General features: G+C 61.3%; 16 protein-coding genes and 2 pseudogenes. 12 read left to right on the forward strand and 6 right to left on the reverse strand.

The features are described from left to right. The first annotated feature begins 68 nt into the window (after positions 1 to 68). The 4 genes from GDI_RS05210 to GDI_RS05225 are packed head-to-tail and all read left to right on the forward strand — an operon-like array spanning position 69 to position 2,678. Entirely contained in the window at positions 69 to 293 is a 225-nt protein-coding gene (locus tag GDI_RS05210; protein ID WP_081482855.1) for a VirB8/TrbF family protein, read from the forward strand. After that, complete coding sequence (gene trbG / locus GDI_RS05215; protein WP_012224144.1) at positions 293 to 1,279, forward strand: P-type conjugative transfer protein TrbG; 987 nt, start codon at positions 293 to 295, stop codon at positions 1,277 to 1,279. Before GDI_RS05210 ends, trbG begins: the two co-directional genes overlap by 1 nt. Next, the gene (locus GDI_RS05220; RefSeq protein WP_012224145.1) at positions 1,276 to 2,436 is read left to right on the forward strand and encodes a TrbI/VirB10 family protein; all 1,161 of its coding nucleotides are present in this window, start codon (positions 1,276 to 1,278) and stop codon (positions 2,434 to 2,436) included. The genes trbG and GDI_RS05220 overlap by 4 nt, the downstream gene beginning before the upstream one ends. After that, positions 2,433 to 2,678 carry a DUF2274 domain-containing protein gene (locus GDI_RS05225; RefSeq protein ID WP_012224146.1) on the forward strand — a complete coding sequence of 82 codons (246 nt, stop codon included), beginning with the start codon at positions 2,433 to 2,435 and terminating at the stop codon, positions 2,676 to 2,678. The genes GDI_RS05220 and GDI_RS05225 overlap by 4 nt, the downstream gene beginning before the upstream one ends. Here the strand turns inward: GDI_RS05225 and GDI_RS18940 are convergent. Continuing rightward, positions 2,650 to 3,528, reverse strand: a complete 879-nt coding sequence (locus GDI_RS18940) for a LysR family transcriptional regulator (protein ID WP_012224147.1) — start codon at positions 3,526 to 3,528, stop codon at positions 2,650 to 2,652. The two genes, GDI_RS05225 and GDI_RS18940, sit on opposite strands and share 29 nt — an antisense overlap. A gap of 108 nt (positions 3,529 to 3,636) precedes the next feature. After that, a complete protein-coding gene (locus GDI_RS05230; RefSeq protein WP_231854298.1) occupies positions 3,637 to 5,031 on the reverse strand; it encodes an efflux transporter outer membrane subunit in 1,395 nt (464 codons plus the stop codon). A 216-nt stretch (positions 5,032 to 5,247) separates the two neighbouring features. On the opposite strand from GDI_RS05230, the gene GDI_RS05235 reads away from it, so the two are divergent. The 4 genes from GDI_RS05235 to GDI_RS05250 all read left to right on the forward strand — a co-directional run bounded on the left by GDI_RS05235 (position 5,248) and on the right by GDI_RS05250 (position 11,199). After that, entirely contained in the window at positions 5,248 to 5,856 is a 609-nt protein-coding gene (locus tag GDI_RS05235) for a TetR/AcrR family transcriptional regulator (protein WP_012224151.1), read from the forward strand. Between the two features lie 9 nt (positions 5,857 to 5,865). Next, positions 5,866 to 7,041: an efflux RND transporter periplasmic adaptor subunit gene (locus GDI_RS05240; RefSeq protein WP_231854222.1), complete on the forward strand. Its 1,176-nt coding sequence runs from the start codon at positions 5,866 to 5,868 to the stop codon at positions 7,039 to 7,041. Then, a complete protein-coding gene (locus GDI_RS05245; RefSeq protein WP_012224155.1) occupies positions 7,038 to 9,854 on the forward strand; it encodes an efflux RND transporter permease subunit in 2,817 nt (938 codons plus the stop codon). Before GDI_RS05240 ends, GDI_RS05245 begins: the two co-directional genes overlap by 4 nt. A 103-nt stretch (positions 9,855 to 9,957) precedes the next feature. Continuing rightward, the gene (locus tag GDI_RS05250) at positions 9,958 to 11,199 is read left to right on the forward strand and encodes a beta-ketoacyl-ACP synthase (RefSeq protein ID WP_231854223.1); all 1,242 of its coding nucleotides are present in this window, start codon (positions 9,958 to 9,960) and stop codon (positions 11,197 to 11,199) included. Positions 11,200 to 11,209: 10 nt separating this feature from the next. On the opposite strand, the gene GDI_RS05255 is transcribed toward GDI_RS05250, so the two are convergent. Continuing rightward, a complete protein-coding gene (locus tag GDI_RS05255) occupies positions 11,210 to 11,659 on the reverse strand; it encodes a winged helix-turn-helix transcriptional regulator (RefSeq protein WP_012224158.1) in 450 nt (149 codons plus the stop codon). Positions 11,660 to 11,728: 69 nt separating this feature from the next. Here GDI_RS05255 and GDI_RS05260 point away from each other — a divergent pair, with 69 nt between their 5' ends. Then, positions 11,729 to 12,535, forward strand: a complete 807-nt coding sequence (locus GDI_RS05260; RefSeq protein ID WP_012224160.1) for an SDR family NAD(P)-dependent oxidoreductase — start codon at positions 11,729 to 11,731, stop codon at positions 12,533 to 12,535. Between the two features lie 422 nt (positions 12,536 to 12,957). On the opposite strand, the gene GDI_RS05265 is transcribed toward GDI_RS05260, so the two are convergent. Then, a protein-coding gene (locus GDI_RS05265) for an IS3 family transposase (RefSeq protein ID WP_157870998.1) occupies positions 12,958 to 14,054 on the reverse strand; the annotation gives its coding sequence in 2 pieces (ribosomal slippage) (positions 12,958 to 13,802 and positions 13,802 to 14,054; 1,098 coding nt in all). Positions 14,055 to 14,113: 59 nt separating this feature from the next. Here GDI_RS05265 and GDI_RS18950 point away from each other — a divergent pair. Beyond that, positions 14,114 to 14,869, forward strand: a pseudogene (locus tag GDI_RS18950) (IS1595 family transposase); the annotation flags it as partial. On the opposite strand, the gene GDI_RS05280 reads toward GDI_RS18950, so the two are convergent. After that, positions 14,826 to 15,293: a hypothetical protein gene (locus GDI_RS05280; protein ID WP_012224168.1), complete on the reverse strand. Its 468-nt coding sequence runs from the start codon at positions 15,291 to 15,293 to the stop codon at positions 14,826 to 14,828. The pseudogene GDI_RS18950 and the gene GDI_RS05280 sit on opposite strands and share 44 nt — an antisense overlap. Before the next feature lie 62 nt (positions 15,294 to 15,355). Between GDI_RS05280 and GDI_RS18955 the strand changes: the two are divergent. Both GDI_RS18955 and GDI_RS05285 read left to right on the forward strand, forming a co-directional pair. Beyond that, positions 15,356 to 15,574: pseudogene (locus tag GDI_RS18955) on the forward strand (integrase core domain-containing protein); the annotation flags it as partial. Further along, positions 15,575 to 15,985, forward strand: coding sequence for an SDR family NAD(P)-dependent oxidoreductase (locus GDI_RS05285; RefSeq protein WP_269446539.1), 411 nt, complete (start codon positions 15,575 to 15,577; stop codon positions 15,983 to 15,985). A gap of 248 nt (positions 15,986 to 16,233) precedes the next feature. Here GDI_RS05285 and GDI_RS05290 read toward each other — a convergent pair whose 3' ends face one another. Next, positions 16,234 to 16,659: a winged helix-turn-helix transcriptional regulator gene (locus GDI_RS05290; protein WP_012224172.1), complete on the reverse strand. Its 426-nt coding sequence runs from the start codon at positions 16,657 to 16,659 to the stop codon at positions 16,234 to 16,236. Between the last annotated feature and the right edge of the window lie 74 nt (positions 16,660 to 16,733).

Consider the following 16,733-nt stretch of genomic DNA (forward strand, 5'->3'; position numbering starts at 1 on the left):
CCCCCCTCGAGGTCGACGGTATCGATAAGCTTGATCGCACCAACGATCCCTTCGGCCGGATCGGCAAGATGCAGGTGGCAGTCGAGATCGCCAGCGTCATCCGTGCCTCCGATGACAGTTTCCGGATGGAATGGGTCGAGCGCCGCTATGTCGACGGCGCGCTGGCCGCCACCGAGCGCTGGAGCGCGATCCTGACCATCGTCGTCACAACTCCCACCGATGCCGAGCGGCTGCGCAAGAACCCGCTTGGCATCTACATCCACGCCCTCAACTGGTCCGGGGAACTCGGCTGATGCGCACCCTCAACACCATCGCGCCGTTCATGATCCTGCTGGCGCCGCTTGCCGCCTGCTCCTCATGGAAGCCGCCTGCCATCAAATACGACGATACGCCCCGGCAGGCGGTCCTCACGCCCGAGCCCCCGAAGCCGGTGCAGGTGGTGGCATTGCCCGAGCCCTTGCCGCTGCCGGGGCAGCTCAAGCCGATCCCGTATCGGCATGCGGCCCCGGACCCGACGGATCCCCATCAGCGGGTCGAGCGCGCCAACAGTGCGGCGCGGATCCAGCCGACGCGGGCCGGCTATCTCAATGCGATCCAGGTCTATCCGTTCTCCGAGGGGGCGCTCTATCAGCTCTATGCGGCGCCGGGCGAAATCACGGATATCGCGCTGCAGCCGGGCGAGAAGCTGGTCGGTTTCGGTCCGGTCGCCGCTGGCGATACCGTGCGCTGGATTATCGGCGACACCGAGAGCGGGGCAGGGGTGTCGAAACGGATTCACATCCTGCTCAAGCCGACCCGTCCGGACCTGACGACCAACCTGGTCATCAATACCGACCGGCGCACCTATCATCTGGAACTACGTTCCGATGAGCGGACCTACATGGCGTCGGTGTCGTGGGATTATCCGCAGGACCAGATCGTTGCCCTGCGCGGCCAGGATCGTGAAGCGGACCTTGGCAATCCGATCGCGACCGGCGTCGATCTCGATGCGCTGAATTTCCGCTACCGGATCGAGGGCGCCGAGGCGCCGTGGCGGCCGTTGCGGGCTTTCGATGACGGGCGGCAGGTGTTCATCGAGTTTCCGACCGGGATCTCTCAAGGGGAAATGCCGCCGCTCTGGGTGATCGGCCCGCAGGGCGACGGGCAATTAGTGAATTACCGGGTGCGCGGCAACCGCATGATCGTCGATCGCCTGTTCGCCGCTGCCGAACTGCGGCTGGGAGCGAAGCACCAGCAGGTAGTGCGGATCGTCCGCACTGACGGGTCGCGGCGGTCATGAACGACAGCGCCGGAAGTGGCGGCACCGAAACGCCAGGGGCCGCTGTCAGGCCATCTGGAGAGATGCGGCTGCGGACGACGCGGCCGCCGGTCACGCGGCTGTCGCGCAAGGTGATCCTGTGCCTGTCGGTCATCGCCCTGGGCGGCGTCGGCGGCGCGCTCTATCTGGCGTTGAGGCCGGTGCCACCGAAGAGCAATGCCGAGCTTTATAATGTCGGCGGCCGCACCACGCCGGACGGGCTGGCGAACCTGCCGGGCGACTATAGCCATCCGCCGCGCCTCGGACAGCCGCTGCCTGGCGATCTCGGTCGGCCGTTGCTCAAGGCGGGCGTGGGTGCCCCCGGCATGGCGACACCGGCCGCACCCGCTGATCCGGAAAAGCAGCGCGTCGCTCAGGAGCAGGAAGCCGCGCGGGTCAGCCATCTGTTCACCCAGACGCAGATGGGACGGGATATCGCGACGCCGGCGACACCCGGTATGACTGCAGTCCAGTCCAGCGGCGCTCCTGCCGATCGCAAGCAGGCATTCCTCGACGGCCCGGTCGATCACCGCACCGTCAGCGCCGAGCGTCTGGTGCCTGCGCCCAGCCCTTACGTGCTCCAGGCGGGCTCGATCATACCCGGTGCGCTGATCACCGGTATCCGTTCGGACCTGCCGGGCGAGGTCACCGCCCAGGTGACGGAAAACGTCTATGACTCTCCGACCGGGAAAATCCTGCTGATTCCGCAGGGGGCGAAGCTGATCGGCCGCTATGATTCCCAGATCGGCTATGGCCAGACCCGCGTGCTGCTGGTCTGGACCCGGCTGATGCGCGGTGCCGGAGATTCGATCGTGCTGGAGAACGAACCGGCTGCGGATGCGGCCGGCTATGCCGGGTTGCAGGATCAGACCGATAATCATTGGGGCGAGGTCTTCAAGGCTGCCCTGGTCTCGACCATCCTCAGCGTCGGCTCCGAGGCCGATATCAGCGGCGGCAACGGCATTGCCCAGGCCCTGCGGACCGGCGGCTCGCAGGGCTTCAACCAGATCGGCGAACAGATCGTCGGGCGCTCGCTGAATATCCAGCCCACCAACATCATCCGGCCGGGCTTTCCGGTGCGGGTGATGGTGCATCGTGACCTGGTTCTCACCCCCTACGGACAGGAGGTTTCCCGATGACGAAACTCAGGCTCGGGCCGATCGCGAATGACAAGCCGGTGCGGCTCACCGTGGAACTGCCAGCGACCGTGCATCGCGATCTTGTCGCTTACGGGCGCCTGCTGGCGCAACAGAACGGTCAGGCTGAAATCGCACCGGCGAAGCTGATCCCGCCGATGCTCGCGCGTTTCATGGAGGGTGACAGAGCGTTTTCTAAGGCGCGGCGTCTTCGAATTAGCGCTGTCGAACAAAATCGCGGATAAAAGCAACGAAACGGCCCGTAACCGCGTCTTGGCGACCGGCATCCCAGCCGAGGCGAATGGGCAGGTGGGCATCACTTTCCCGTAGCGGCCGGAAAATGACGCCCGGAAAGCCTCGTTCCGCTTGACTCTGGACGGCAAGTGTCACGCCATATCCGGCACTTACCAGCGCGAAGACGGATTGTTTTCCCGCAGGATGCGTTTCAATCTTCACATCCTTGCCGAGAATCTCCATATAATGGTTCCTTACACTATGATCGCTCCCCCAGTCCTGGACCAAGAAAGTCTCATTTCGCAATTGTCCCCGCGTGATACTCGGATATTGATGCAGAGAGTGTTCGCTCGACAGCGCCACCATCAAGTTCTCGCTGCAAAACGGAAGTGATTCAATCGCTCCGGATTTGGCAAAAGGCGTGGAAAAAATCACATCTACACGACGACGAAACAAGGCGGATCGAAGGTCTCGTGTTCCCATCTCGTAAAAAATCACTCTTATGTCTGGATGTTTCGACTTCCAAACCGATAATGCAAGCCTGAATTGGACGCCGACCGGAGGGAGTAGGGTACCGATCCGAACGACCCCGCGGCGACCTGTTCCAAGCATTTGGCATAAGGCTTTGACTTCATCCAGATCATCAAGCAGCGTGACGATTCTCCGAAACAATAAGTCACCGGCTGCCGTAAGGCGGACCCCGGCATGGTTTCGCTCCAGTAAGGTAACACCAAACTCGTCTTCGAGCTTGTCGATTGCACGCGTGAACGTGGAAACTCTCACACCATGGAGGCCGGCTGCCCGCGTCAGGCTGCCGGCCTCCACAGCCAGTTTGAAATATTCAAGATTTGCGCTGCGCATGACGTGAACGGGGACGTGCGAATATCTCTGCCCCACGAACAAGCAGAGTAATAAGTATGCAGAAGAGAAACGAGCCAACCCTCTGCCATGCTCGGTTGATCAGCGCTCTCATGTGGGCCAGCCGCCCCCCAAGGCTCTGAAGGAGCTAACCGCCGCGCGCCCCGGGTTCGCCCGGTTAAGGGCCAGTTGGTCCTGCGAGTCGAGAAGCTGCCGTTCAGCGTCGAGCACATCAGTCAAGGGGATGACACCCGCCTGGAAGGATTGTTGGGAAAGATCGCGTGCACGGGTCAGCGAGGCGACTTCAGTCTGCAATTCGCCACTGCGTTGCTCCGTCTGTACCAGGGTCGTGAAAGAATTTTTTACATCTTCGGCCGCATGTAGGACCGTCAACCGGTAGCGCGCCAGGGCCTCGGTATTGGCGCCACGGGCTTGCTGTACCTCGGCGTCGATCTTGCCGAAATCGAAGATCCGCCAGCGAATGGCGCCTGATCCGACAGCCTGGAATCCCGGTGCCGTAAATAGATGCTGAGGATTGATGCTTTGAAAGCCGAGGATGCCCGAAAGAGAGAGCTTGGGGTAATAGTCGCCGAGTGCCGCGCCTATCCTCGCATTTGATGCCGCCAGTCTGCGTTCAGCAGCCAGAATGTCCGGTCGGCGGCGCAGCACGTCCGTGGGTTTGTTGGTACCGCCGATGGCAGGGATGGCCGGAATTTCAGACGGCGTTCCCAGTTCGGCGGCATAGGTACCGGGCTGCACGCCCATTAGTACGTCGAGCCGATTGAGCTGCGCTTCGAGTGCGATGCGGAGCAGCGGCACGGTCTGGCGCGCCGATTGCAGTAACGCCTCGGCCTGGGCCAGTTCCCGCTCATTCGAAACGCCGCTTGTTCGCCGTTGACGCACCAGTTCCAGTAGATGGGCGTCCACTGTGATCTGTTTTTCCGCGACGGCCAGGCGGGCTTGATCTCCGCGGATTTGGAAATAGGCGTCTGCCGCGTCGGCGGCGATCATGATACGCTCCCCCACACGCTCCATTTGTGCGGCTTCCGCTTCGTCACGTGCGGCTTCCTGCCCACGTCGTAGGCCGCCGAACAGGTCGATTTCCCAGCTCGCAGCGCCACTTACGTCATAAGTGCGATAATCGCGGTGAAAGCTCGGTATGGTGCGAACGACATGGCCGATCAGCCCCTCCTGCGACAGCCGGTTCGCGGAGGCCTGCGGGTTGAAATCCAGAGTGGGGAGCAGGCGCGCCGTGGCGGCCTCAGCGGCACCTCGAGATTGGCGGACGCGCGCTATGGCGGCCGCGAGATCAAGGTTCTGGGTCAGGACACGCTGTTCTATGCGGACTAGTTCGGGATCGTGAAATCCCTCCCACCAAGTATCTAACGGTGGAGTCGAGGTGACTTGTCGCATGTCGACAGCGGCAGCACTGTGGAAGGGCTGAAGATGCGTATCGGGTGCATGATAGTTGGGGCCGACCGCGCAGGCCGTTGTCATGAGCGTCATGGTCAAGGCTACTGCGGGAGCCACTCCCCTGTGCCTCGTGCGATTGGCGTTCAGTTTGGGTGCGGGAAGCGAAAGGTTCATGGTGGTCGACTTTCGATCAGCCCGGACACGCGACGTCCCGGCGTTGTCTAGTGACCGATATACACATACGTCACTCGTTGTCAATTTATAACCGACGTCCTATCTAGAAGGCGGATTTCAGTCAGGAGGAACAGGATGCGCGCGCCTCGCAGCGGACAACGCGGCCCGGTCGATCATGAACGTCGGGATCAGATCATGACGGCGGCCATCGAACATTTCGGGCATTACGGATACAAGAAGACCACGATGGCGGATCTGGCTGACGCCATCGGTCTGTCGAAAGCCTATATCTACAAATTCTTCGACTCGAAGAAGGCGATCGGCGAAGCGATCTGCGCGCTCCAGCACGGCAAGATGCACGCGGATCTCCAGGCAATCATTGAGGATAACAAGTCGGCATCCGACAGAATGCGCCGGGTTTTCCTTGCGTTGGCGCGCAATACCGTCGCGCTGTTTTCTCATGAGCGTAAGCTGCACGACATCGTCTATTCGGCAGTGGAGGAGGAGTGGACGTCTTCCAGGAGCTTTGTCGAGGCATTGCGTGGCATGGTGGAGCGTCTGATCCATGAAGGTCGCGAGGGCGGCGAGTTCGAGCGCAAGACGCCCGTTGACGAGACCTGTCACGCTATCATGCTGGTCCTGCAGTCGATCTATCACCCTCTCCTGCTCGAACAGCACATGGACACGCTGGACGATGATGCGGCGACGCTGGCCAGTCTCGTCTTGAGAAGCCTCGCGCCGTGAATTTAGCGCGTGGCTTTATGTGACCAATTGACAATACGGTCACTCGTGTACATTTGGGCTTCCAAACCCGTTGGGAGCCCGAACATGGCTGGAACACGCCTATCCCTTCTTGCAGCGGCCGGCATCTGCACCGCATTCGGGCTGTCGGCCTGCAAGCCCAAAGATGATCCTGATCCGCGCACGGCTGAACGTATCGTGGAGACGGTGCGGATCGAGTCCGCAACGACAGCCGAGCATGTCTACACAGGGGTCGTAGCGGCCCGAGTCCAAAGTGATCTAGGCTTTCGCGTTTCCGGCAAGATCGTCGAACGCCTGGTCGACACCGGGCAGACTGTGTCCAAAGGGCAAGTGCTGATGCGTTTGGACCCGACGGATTATCTCCATGCCGTGACGACCCAAATCGGCGGCGTCGCATCGTTGCATGCCCGCTGGGTCCAGGCGGCCGCCGATGAGCGCCGTTATCGCGGTCTAGTCGCGACCGGTGCTGTGGCAGCCTCGGCCTACGATCAGGTGAAAGCCGCAGCGGACAGCGCCCGCGCGCAACTGGATGCGGCGATCGCGCAGGAGAAGATCGCCCGCAACCAGGACGATTATTCCCTGCTGCGGGCGGATGAAGACGGTGTCGTCGTCCAGACCCTGGCGGAACCGGGGCATGTCGTCGCGGCCGGCCAGACCGTGATCGTGCTGGCACATGCCGGCCCGCGCGAGGCCGCAATCGACCTGCCGGAAGGGGTGCGTCCGATCCTGCATTCCGCGGCGGAAGCCGAACTGTATGACGAGGGTTCCCGTGTGTCCGCGCATCTGCGGCAATTGTCCGACGCCGTCGACCCGCGTACCCGCACGTTCGAGGCCGTTTACGTCATGGACGGGCCAGGCGCGGACGCGCCGCTGGGGGCGACGGTGCGTGTCCACCTGCCTGAAGCCAGCGACGATCCGACCGCGCTCGTCGTACCGTTGGGCGCCGTCGATGACGAGGGCAAGGGGCCCGGCGTCTGGAGCGTGGATGGCCGGGCATCGACGGTCAGCTTTCATCCGGTACAGATCGCACATATCGGCGAGGAGACGGCGACGGTCGTTCCCGGTGCGGATCTTCGCCCGGGCATGCTGATCGCGGCGGCCGGCGGTCACGAGTTGCATATCGGCGAGCGTGTCCAGATCGCCTCGACAAAGGTCGCGATGCAATGAGCGGATTCAACCTGTCCGCCCTCGCGGTGCGCGAGCGCGGGATCACATTGTTCCTGATCGTGGCACTGGCTTTGTCTGGCGCCTACGCGTTCTTCAGTCTCGGCCGTGCCGAGGATCCGCCTTTTACGGTCAAGACCCTGACGGCGACCGCTGTCTGGCCGGGTGCCACGGCGCAGGAAATGCAGGATCTGGTGGCCGATCCGCTGGAAAAGCGCGTGCAGGAACTGCAATGGTACGACCGGGTGGAAACATTGACCCGGCCGGGCCTGGCGCTGATGATGGTTACGCTCAGGGACAACACGCCGCCTGCCGCCGTTCCCGAGCAATTCTACCAGACGCGCAAGAAGCTGTACGACACCATGCCCCTTCTGCCGAAAGGCGTGCAGGGACCGTTCGTTAATGACGAATATTCCGATGTCGATTTTGCGGTCTATGCGCTGGACGGTCATGGATTGCCCGAACGCCTGCTGGTCCGTCAGGCGGAAACGGTGCGGCAGCGCCTGCTGCATGTGCCGGGCGTGCGCAAGGTCGATATTGTCGGAGAACGGCCGGAGCAGATCTTCGTCAATTTTTCCAATGCCAGACTGGTCACGCTCGGGATCAGCGCCCAGGACGTGTTCGCGGCACTTCAGCGTCAGAATGCGGTGACGGCCGCCGGCTCGATCGATACACATGGCCCGCAGGTCTTCGTGCGGCTGGACGGCGCGCTGGACGACCTGGAGAAAATTCGCGACATCCCCATCGCGGCGGGCGGCAGGGCTTTCAAGATCTCGGACATCGCGACGGTGGAGCGGGGGTATGAGGACCCGCCGACCTATCTCGTCCGTCATAGCGGGCAGCAGACGCTCATCCTGAACGTCGTGATGCAGGATCACTGGAATGGGCTGAAGCTCGGACAGTCCCTGGCCGCCGCAGAGAAGACGCTGGGAGCAGGGCTGCCCGTTGGGGTTACATTGACGAAAATTGTCGATCAGGCCGGCATCATTCATGCCGCCGTTGGCGAGTTCATGCTGAAATTCTTCGTGGCGCTCGCGGTGGTGATGGTTGTCAGCCTGGTCAGCCTGGGCTGGCGGGTCGGCATCGTCGTTGCGGCTGCTGTGCCGCTGACACTGTCGATCGTGATGGTCATCATGCTGGTGACCGGGCGGGCGCTGGATCGCATCACGCTGGGAGCGCTGATCATCTCGCTGGGTCTTCTGGTCGATGACGCGATCATCGCGATCGAAATGATGGTGGTGAAGCTGGAGGAAGGGTACGAACGCACGAAGGCCGCCGCCTATGCCTGGAGCCACACGGCGGCTCCGATGCTGGCCGGCACGCTGGTCACGATCATCGGTTTCACCCCGGTCGGCTTCGCGCGCTCGACCGCCGGCGAGTATGCCGGCAACATTTTCTGGATCGTCGGCTATGCACTGCTGACCTCCTGGTTCGTGGCCGTGGTGTTCACGCCCTATCTCGGCGTCAAGCTGTTGCCGGATATCAAGCGGGTCGATGGCGCCTACGAACATATCTACGCCACGCCCAATTACCGTCGCTTCCGGCGCCTGGTCGTGTGGGTCGTGCGCCGCAAGTTCATGGTCGGGGGAGCGGTGCTGGCGTTGTTCCTGCTTGCCTTCATCGGGATGGGCTCTGTTCGGCAGCAATTCTTCCCCAGTTCGGACCGCCCGGAACTGCTGGCCGAGGTGCAGATGCCGGAGGGCACCAGTATCGAAACCACCACGCGGGTCACGGCCCGTGTGGAGGCGTGGTTGAAGACACAGCCTGAGGCAAGGATCGTCACCAGTTATGTGGGTGCCGGCGCACCGCGTTTCTTCCTGGCGTACAACCCGGAACTGCCCGACCCTTCCTTTGCGAAGATCGTCGTCCTGACACCGAGTGCGCAGGATCGCGACCGCTTGCGCGATCGTATGCGGCAAGCCGTGGCCCAGGGGATGGCGCCTGAAGCCCGGATCCGCGTGACGCAGTTCGTCTTCGGCCCCTACACCCATTTCCCGGTCATGTTCCGTGTCATGGGACCCGATGTGGATCGGGTGCGCGATATCGCGGCCCAGCTCGGCACAATCATGCGGAATAATCCCCATACACGTGACGTCAATACCGATTGGGGTGAGCGCGTACCGACGGCGCATTTCGTGCTGGATCAGGACGATCACGGTACAGAGGATATCGACGAAAACCTGCAACCGCCGCAGGGTCACGCGGGAGGTCGATCAGGCTTTGGCGCCGGTCCGTGCGACGCTGCCCCCCCGGCTATCGTATTGAGGCCGGCGGCAACGCGGAAGAATCCCGGAAAGGCAAACAAGGCCCTGGTGCCGATCTTTCCGGTGATGGTCCTGCTGACCCTGATCGTCCTGGTGTTCGAGACCCGGTCCATCTCCGGCATGTTCATGGTGTTCCTGACGGCCCCGCTGGGGCTGATCGGGACCGTGCCGACCCTGCTGATCTTTCATCAGCCGTTCGGCTTCAACGCGATCCTGGGCCTGATCGGCCTGTCGGGCATCCTGATGCGCAACACGTTGATTCTGATCGGACAGATCAAGGTCAATCAGGCGGCGGGGCTCGATCCGTTCCATGCGGTGGTCGAGGCGACCGTGCAGCGTGCCCGCCCGGTCATCCTGACGGCGCTGGCGGCGGTGCTGGCCTTTATCCCGCTGACGGAATCGGTGTTCTGGGGATCGCTGGCCTATACGCTGATCGGCGGCACGGCGGCCGGCACGGGGCTGATCCTGATGTTCCTGCCGGCGCTCTATGCAATCTGGTATCGCATCCGGCCCGAAGATGAAGAAACCATGGTTGCGACTGGCCCCACATAGACGCGTCGCGGTCGGGCACCCGCTTACCGAATTCAGAAAGAATATCATGCGAATTGTTATAACTGGTATGGGTATCGTAATCATGCGAAGTGTTATAACTGGTATGGGTCTCGCGCCGCCGCTCGCCTGCGGCAGTCACGCGGCTCTGGCGCCGCCTTTGGCGCCGGTCAGTCGGGTATCCAGCGCGTTGCCGAGGATTTCGCGCGCGGCGTCGATTGCCAGATCGCCGGTTTCGTGCCGGGGCGCGCCGATGACGCGGGTTTCAACATTGAAGGAGACGATCCCGGTCAAGGACCGCAAGAAAATGGATCGCTTTATTCAGTTTGCTCTGGGCGCGGCGCAGGAAGCGCTGGGTCAGGCCGGCTGGAATCCGCGAACGGAGCAGGAAAAACTACGGACCGCGACCGTCATCGCGTCTGGAATCGGCGGCTTCGGCGCGATAGCCAATGCCGTGCGGACGGTCGAATTACGGGGAGCTGACAAGCTTTCTCCCTTCACGGTTCCATCCTTCTTGGTCAATCTTGCGGCGGGATGGGTGTCGATCCGGAATAGCTTCAAGGGACCGATCGGAGCCCCCGCGACTGCATGTGCAGCCGGTGTCCAGGCATTGGGTGACGCGGCGCGCCTGATTCGTGCGGGCGAGGCGGACATCGCCTTAGCCGGTGGATCGGAGGCGGCGATCGATCGGGTGAGCCTTGGAGGCTTTGCGGCGGCCCGTGCCTTGTCAACTGGCTACAATGACCGGCCTGAGCAGGCATCACGCCCTTTCGATCAGGGGCGGGACGGATTTGTGATGGGGGAAGGCGCAGGCATTCTTGTCGTTGAGCGGTTGGATCACGCGCTGGCGCGTGGCGCGCGACCGCTTGCTGAACTCGTCGGTTACGGAACGAGCGCGGATGCTTACCATCTGACGGCTGGACCAGAAGACGGCGCAGGTGCCGCGGAGGCAATGCGCGCGGCGCTTGATCAGGCGGCCGTCTCTCCGCGACTGATCGGGCATCTGAACGCCCATGCGACTTCGACGCCGGTCGGAGATCGTGGAGAACTGGCCGCGATCCGCGCTGTATTCGGGGAAGGTGGCGGCCCGGCTATCAGCGCCACGAAATCCGCGACTGGCCATTTGCTCGGAGCCGCCGGCGGGGTCGAGGCAATCTTCACTGTCATGGCGCTGGGCGATCAGCTCATGCCGCCGACGCTGAATCTGAGCCGCCCGGACCCGCTGGCGGAGGGACTCGATCTTGTAGGGCCTGAATCTCGGAAAAAGTGTTTTGATTATGCCATTTCGAATGGTTTCGGATTCGGCGGTGTGAACGCCTCCGTCGTGTTTCGGCGCTGGCGAGAATGAGGGCGGGGATTTATCGCTTCGAGAGGTCCGGCTCTTCGAGTCGTAATGCCATGTCCCTGGTGGGGCGGCCCGTTGCACGGTCTACGACGACAGGCTCAACGTGTGCGTCACTCTGTGTGTCCACCAGTCGGCTGAACCGACGATCAGCGAAATGCCGTTGGGTCCAGGCACCGAGCGCGTGCAAGATGGGCAGGTAATCTCGTCCCGCCTCAGTAAGCACAAACTCGTCTCCCGGGAGGCGATCCAATACTGCCCGACCCTCGAGAAGCCCCTGATTGACGAGCATTGCGAGACGGCTTGTGAGGATGTTGGGCGCGATACCAAGGCTTTTATGGAACTCGTCGAAGCGCGAAAAGCCCAGCCCCGCATCACGCAGAATCATCATGCTCCACGCATCCCCGACGCGGGCGACCCCATGGGCGATGGCGCATTTTCCGCCAGAGATTTTTTCGCAGTCCATTGCATATTGATAGCGAGGTGGCTATTGATGTGCAACGGTCACTATTCTGCAAGTGACTGGAGAACTCTCATGACCGAAACTTCACGCAAAACAGCCCTTGTCACCGGGGCATCCAGCGGGATCGGAGCGGCCTACGCCGATCGTCTCGCCCGTCGGGGCTATGACCTCGTTCTCGTCGCGCGCAACGTCGAGCGAATGGAGGAACTCGCGCGACGCCTGACCGCTGAGACGTCTCGTAAGGTGGACGTAGTCGGCGCGGACCTCACAAAAAGTCAGGATGTAGCGCGCGTCGAGGATCGCCTGCGCGGCGATTCCGCGGATCGACCTGCTCGTTACAACGCGGGTATGGCGCTCACGGGGAGCGTCATCACGGCTCCCGCAGCCGACTTGGAGCGCCTGATCGCGCTGAACGTGACTGCTCCGACGCGTCTTGCGACGCCGGCTGGCAATGCCTTTGCCGAACGGGGACAAGGCGCGATCGTGAATGTTGCCTCTGTTCTTGCGTTGGTCAGCGAATTGCTGGATGGCGCCTATAATGGCAGCAAGGCTTACCTACTGACGTTCAGTCGCTGGCTTGGTCTGCAACTCGGTCCGAAAGGCGTATACGTTCAGGCTTTGCTGCCCGCGGTTACTCGCACGGAAGTCTGGGAAAGGAGTGGGATGGATATCGGTATGTTCCCACCTCAAGTCGTAATGGACGTATATGACCTGGTGGACGCAGCGTTGGTCGGTTTTGACCGGCGCGAGGATGTGACGATCCCGCCGCTGGTCGATGAGGATCAATGGAAGGCCTATGACAAAGCACGACTGGCACTCCAGCCGGGATTTCAAAATGGTACACCGGCGCCCCGCTATCGCCTTAAAGTCTCACCATAACTCGCTCCGATCCAGGTGCGGGGGTTTGCAAGCGTCCAGTCGTAAGCAATGATGGGACGCTCGCCCCGTGCATAGCCTTCGTGGCTTACGCCATGAAGGCTTTTTATAGATCTGAGGTAAAGAGCGCCTGCTTTCCGCTGCTCCGGCCGCCTGGCCGCGGGATGCGAACGGGTGACTTCCATGCGCTCGCCTTTTCGGATCCCGGTCTGTCGGGTCATGCCTGATGAAGAAATGCCGTGCCTCAATCTGGGTGAAGCTGCGAAGCTACTCGGCATCGCCCCCAAAACGCTACGGCTTGCTGCCGAGGCCGGAAAGATCGCCGCAACGCACCCATTGCCTGACGGTCCCTGGATATTCGACCGACATATCCTCGATAGCGACAAAGCGAAGCTTATCGCCCGCCAGGCAAAAACACGGCGTAGTCAGCTTGTAGGACAAACACATGCACAAGAAAACTTATTCGAAACAGTCATATAGACAGATGGGTGTTGTGAAGCAGGATTGTAGTCCTGACGCCAAGCCTCCATTTTTGCCCGGGCGTCGTCAAGGCTCATGAACCAGTGCGTGTTCAGGCACTCGGCCCGGAATTTGCCGTTGAAGGACTCGATGAAGCTGTTGTCGGTCGGCTTGCCCGGGCGAGAAAAGTCGAGCACGACACCCTTCTGATACGCCCATAGATCCAGATCCCGGCTGACAAACTCCGAGCCCTGGTCGACCCGGATGCTCCTGGGATAACCCATCTGCCCGCAGATCCGCTCCAGGGTCTGGACGACATCCTCGCCGCGATAACTGAACCGGGGATCCGTGGCCGGCGAGAAGCGGGAGAAGGTGTCGATCACGGTCAGGATCCTGATCTTGCGGCCCGTCGCAAGCTGGTCGTGAACAAAATCCATTGCCCAGATATCATTGGTGTGCGTCGCCGGACGACGGTCCTCGCGCACTTTCGCCTTGACCCGCCGCCTGGGCACCTTGTTGCGCAGTTGCATGCCCAACTCGTTGTAAAGACGATAGATCCGCTTCGGGTTCACCGCCCAGCCATCCCGCTGCAGCAGGATATGAACGCGGCGATAGCCATAGCGCACACGGGTTGCGCAGATCTCCCGGATCCGCTGTGTCAGTTCGGCCTGCGTGCCGCGCTTCGACTTGTAGACATAGAGGGAACGATCGATCTGCAGCTCCGCACAGGCCCGCCGTGTCGAGATCTTCCACTCCCCCTGAAGCCTGTCCACGAGTTCGCGTTTGCGCGCAGCCCTCAGAGCTTTTTTGACAGCACGTCTTGCAGCATCGCCTTGTCGAGCGACAGGTCCGCCACGATCCGTTTCAGCTTCGCGTTCTCGTCTTCGAGCTGACGCAGCCGTTTCATTTCGGATGGCATCAGGCCCGCATATTTCTTCCGCCAGTTGTAGAACGTCGTATCCGAAATGCCTGCCTTCCGGCAGACCTCGCCGACAGGTGTGCCCCCTTCGGCCTGCTTCAAAACAAACGCGATCTGCGCCCCGGTGAACTTCGATGCCTTCATGAAACTCTCCTCATCCCGAGTACGGGATCATAAATGGAAAATTCCAACTCAGAATGGCTCGGTTTTCGGGGAGCACGTCAACAATCTTCGCATCCCGGAAATTATCTTTCGTAGACTTGCTTGGGGCGATCTGTCTGTTCGTAAATGCCTCCAAGGGTTTGTCATCTGTTCAGCTCTCGCGCGACCTCGACATCCAGCACAAGACGGCATTCGTGCTGATGCACAAGTTACGTGAGGCAATGGCCACGGAGACCCGGGAGGCACGACTGTTCGGGACGGTCGAGGTCGACGGTGCATTCTTCGGCGGCCATGTCCGCCCCGCCAACCTGCGTGAAGACCGCATCGATCGCCGGCGTCTCGACAATCGCAGCGACAAGCGCCGCGTGGTTGTCGTCTTGCGCGAACGACACGGCCGAACGCTCACACGGACGTTTCTGCGGGAATCCCAGGGCGTTGATTTCGCTCATGAGCGGATCGTTCCCGGTTCCATAGTCGCGACCGACGAGGCAGCACACTGGGATCTGCTCGAACAGGACTTTGACATGCGGCGGATCAACCACGCCCAAGCTTACAGTCGGGATGGAGTGCATACCAATTTTGCCGAAAGCTTTTTCTCTCGCCTCAGGCGCATGATCAGCGGCCAGCATCTGAAGGTCGATGGACGATATCTTGATGCCTACGCAACCCATGCGGCGTGGCTCGAGGATCACCGCAAAGAAAGCAACGGGTGCCTGGCTGATCGATTGACTGGCAGAGCGTTGGCAGTGCCCGTCAGTCGGGCATGGAAGGGCTATTGGCAACGACGCGCAGCGTGACGCCGTCCCCTGGCGCCCAGACGCACATGCCTTTACGCTTTGCGACCATCCGCACGAGCTTGCGGCGTCTGGCGTGGCGGAGGGCCTGGACGACCTTGAACACGACAGAGTTGCGTAACGCCGTATCCGAACTGTCGAGGTCGCGTTCGGCCATGACACGTTCGGCGAGTTGACGTGTATTCATCTCGCCATCCACCTCGAGATGGTTCGTGCAGATATCGGCGATCTCGCCTTTTTTGAAAAACCCGTGGCTGACCATGTAGCGGGTACGCTGTCGTCCGGGTGCAGCAAACAGCTCGATTGTCGCGTTTACATGCGCCAGATCGTGCTTCGCCTGTGCGATCTGAGCCTCATAGGCCCTGATACGTCCGAGGATTTCGGCACGCTTCTCGGTCAGGGTCTGCACAACCAATAATTCAGCCATACCGATATTGAACCCAATCGGGCACGTCTCATCCAGCCGTAAATTTGGTGCATCTGCTACCTAAGACCGAATGCCTCAACGAAACGCTGTTCACGTCTCTCAGCCATGCCCGACAGGCTCTGGCTGACTGGCGGGAAGACTACAATACGGTGCGCCCCCATTCCCAGCTGGGTGGCAGGACACCGGATCAGGTCGCCAGACAAGTGTCTCGGGGGCATGCCCCCGAGACACTTGTCATCCCATCAACCTCAAGCCATAAAAAACGGGAACTCTCCTTTTGAGTGGATACAAAAAGGGGGGCACGTCACATGGTGCGCGCTTTCTCCCCAATCCTCGGCTCAAATGGCGGCGGCGCGATTGTGAACATGCTCTCCGTGACGTCGTGGTTCAGTTATCCGGGCGCAGAGGCCTATTCGGCGGCGAAGGCTGCGGCATGGAGCCTAACCAATGGTATTCGGCTCGAGCTCGCAAAGCAGAAAACACTCGTCGTAGGCGTACAACTCGGCGCGACCGACACCGATATGATGAGAGGCATTGATATGCCCAAAAATGCGCCCGCTAGCGTCGCGAATGCGGCATTAGATGCGGTCGAAGTCGGAGACTGGGAGGTGGTGGCAGATGACATGACGCGTCAAGTCAAGGATGCGCTCTCGTCCGAGCCGAAGCAGCTTTATGCGGACCTAATGAAATAGCCGGATGCATCTGTACGATAGGCTCGTCGCTGCTGACTGTGGGGGTGTCTGCGTGTTGATAACGCCATGATCCGACGCATTTTGCCGTAATTGGATAAATTCCCCTGGCTTTCAAGAGCGTCGTCGGCTTTCTTCGGACGCTTCGCGATGTTCGCTGGCTTCGACATGCGCGCCTCCAGCGCACTGACGCTGCAGGCATTGGGATGGGCACCGACCGGCCAGGGGCTGATTACCGATCTGGAACAGCTTCAGGACGCCTGATCGAACGCCAGACGGGCCTCCCGGATGGCGGCATGGCTCTGATTGGCCCATCGGACAAGGGAGGTCAGCGGTTCGAAGATCGTAACACCAAGATGCGTCAGTCGGTATTCGACGCTTGGCGGCTTGGTGGGAAACACCGTGCGCGCGATCAGGCCGTCACGCTCCAGATCGCGGAGGGTCTGCGTCAGCATCCGCTTGGAAATGTCCGGGATCGCGCGCTGCACGGCGCTGAACCGGTGCGGGCCGGTGGCGAGGGTGCCCAGTATCAGCGTTGACCACTTGTCTCCGATGCGATCGAGCACGTCCCGCACCGGGCATTGTGGATCGACCGGCTGGCCGGGCTGCCGTTCGGCGAACAATTGGACGGTGGCATCGAATGCCGGGGCGGTTACTTTTGCCTCACCCTGTCCCAAAATCCTGCCTCCTTCACGCCGTCTATGGTCTCACTTAATTACCTTGTGTCGATTGCGAACCACAAGGAAGACCG

Source organism: Gluconacetobacter diazotrophicus PA1 5 (genome assembly GCF_000067045.1).
Lineage (GTDB): Bacteria > Pseudomonadota > Alphaproteobacteria > Acetobacterales > Acetobacteraceae > Gluconacetobacter > Gluconacetobacter diazotrophicus.

Coding starts and splice junctions, on each gene's coding strand:
- GDI_RS05230 (WP_231854298.1), bottom strand. CDS start 5,031: ATGACGCTCATGACAACGGCCTGCGCGGTCGGCCCCAACTATCATGCA.
- GDI_RS05225 (WP_012224146.1), top strand. CDS start 2,433: ATGACGAAACTCAGGCTCGGGCCGATCGCGAATGACAAGCCGGTGCGG.
- GDI_RS05245 (WP_012224155.1), top strand. CDS start 7,038: ATGAGCGGATTCAACCTGTCCGCCCTCGCGGTGCGCGAGCGCGGGATC.
- GDI_RS05250 (WP_231854223.1), top strand. CDS start 9,958: ATGGGTCTCGCGCCGCCGCTCGCCTGCGGCAGTCACGCGGCTCTGGCG.
- GDI_RS05280 (WP_012224168.1), bottom strand. CDS start 15,293: ATGGCTGAATTATTGGTTGTGCAGACCCTGACCGAGAAGCGTGCCGAA.
- GDI_RS18940 (WP_012224147.1), bottom strand. CDS start 3,528: ATGCGCAGCGCAAATCTTGAATATTTCAAACTGGCTGTGGAGGCCGGC.
- GDI_RS05235 (WP_012224151.1), top strand. CDS start 5,248: ATGCGCGCGCCTCGCAGCGGACAACGCGGCCCGGTCGATCATGAACGT.
- GDI_RS05210 (WP_081482855.1), top strand. CDS start 69: ATGCAGGTGGCAGTCGAGATCGCCAGCGTCATCCGTGCCTCCGATGAC.
- GDI_RS05260 (WP_012224160.1), top strand. CDS start 11,729: ATGACCGAAACTTCACGCAAAACAGCCCTTGTCACCGGGGCATCCAGC.
- GDI_RS05220 (WP_012224145.1), top strand. CDS start 1,276: ATGAACGACAGCGCCGGAAGTGGCGGCACCGAAACGCCAGGGGCCGCT.
- GDI_RS05255 (WP_012224158.1), bottom strand. CDS start 11,659: ATGGACTGCGAAAAAATCTCTGGCGGAAAATGCGCCATCGCCCATGGG.
- trbG (WP_012224144.1), top strand. CDS start 293: ATGCGCACCCTCAACACCATCGCGCCGTTCATGATCCTGCTGGCGCCG.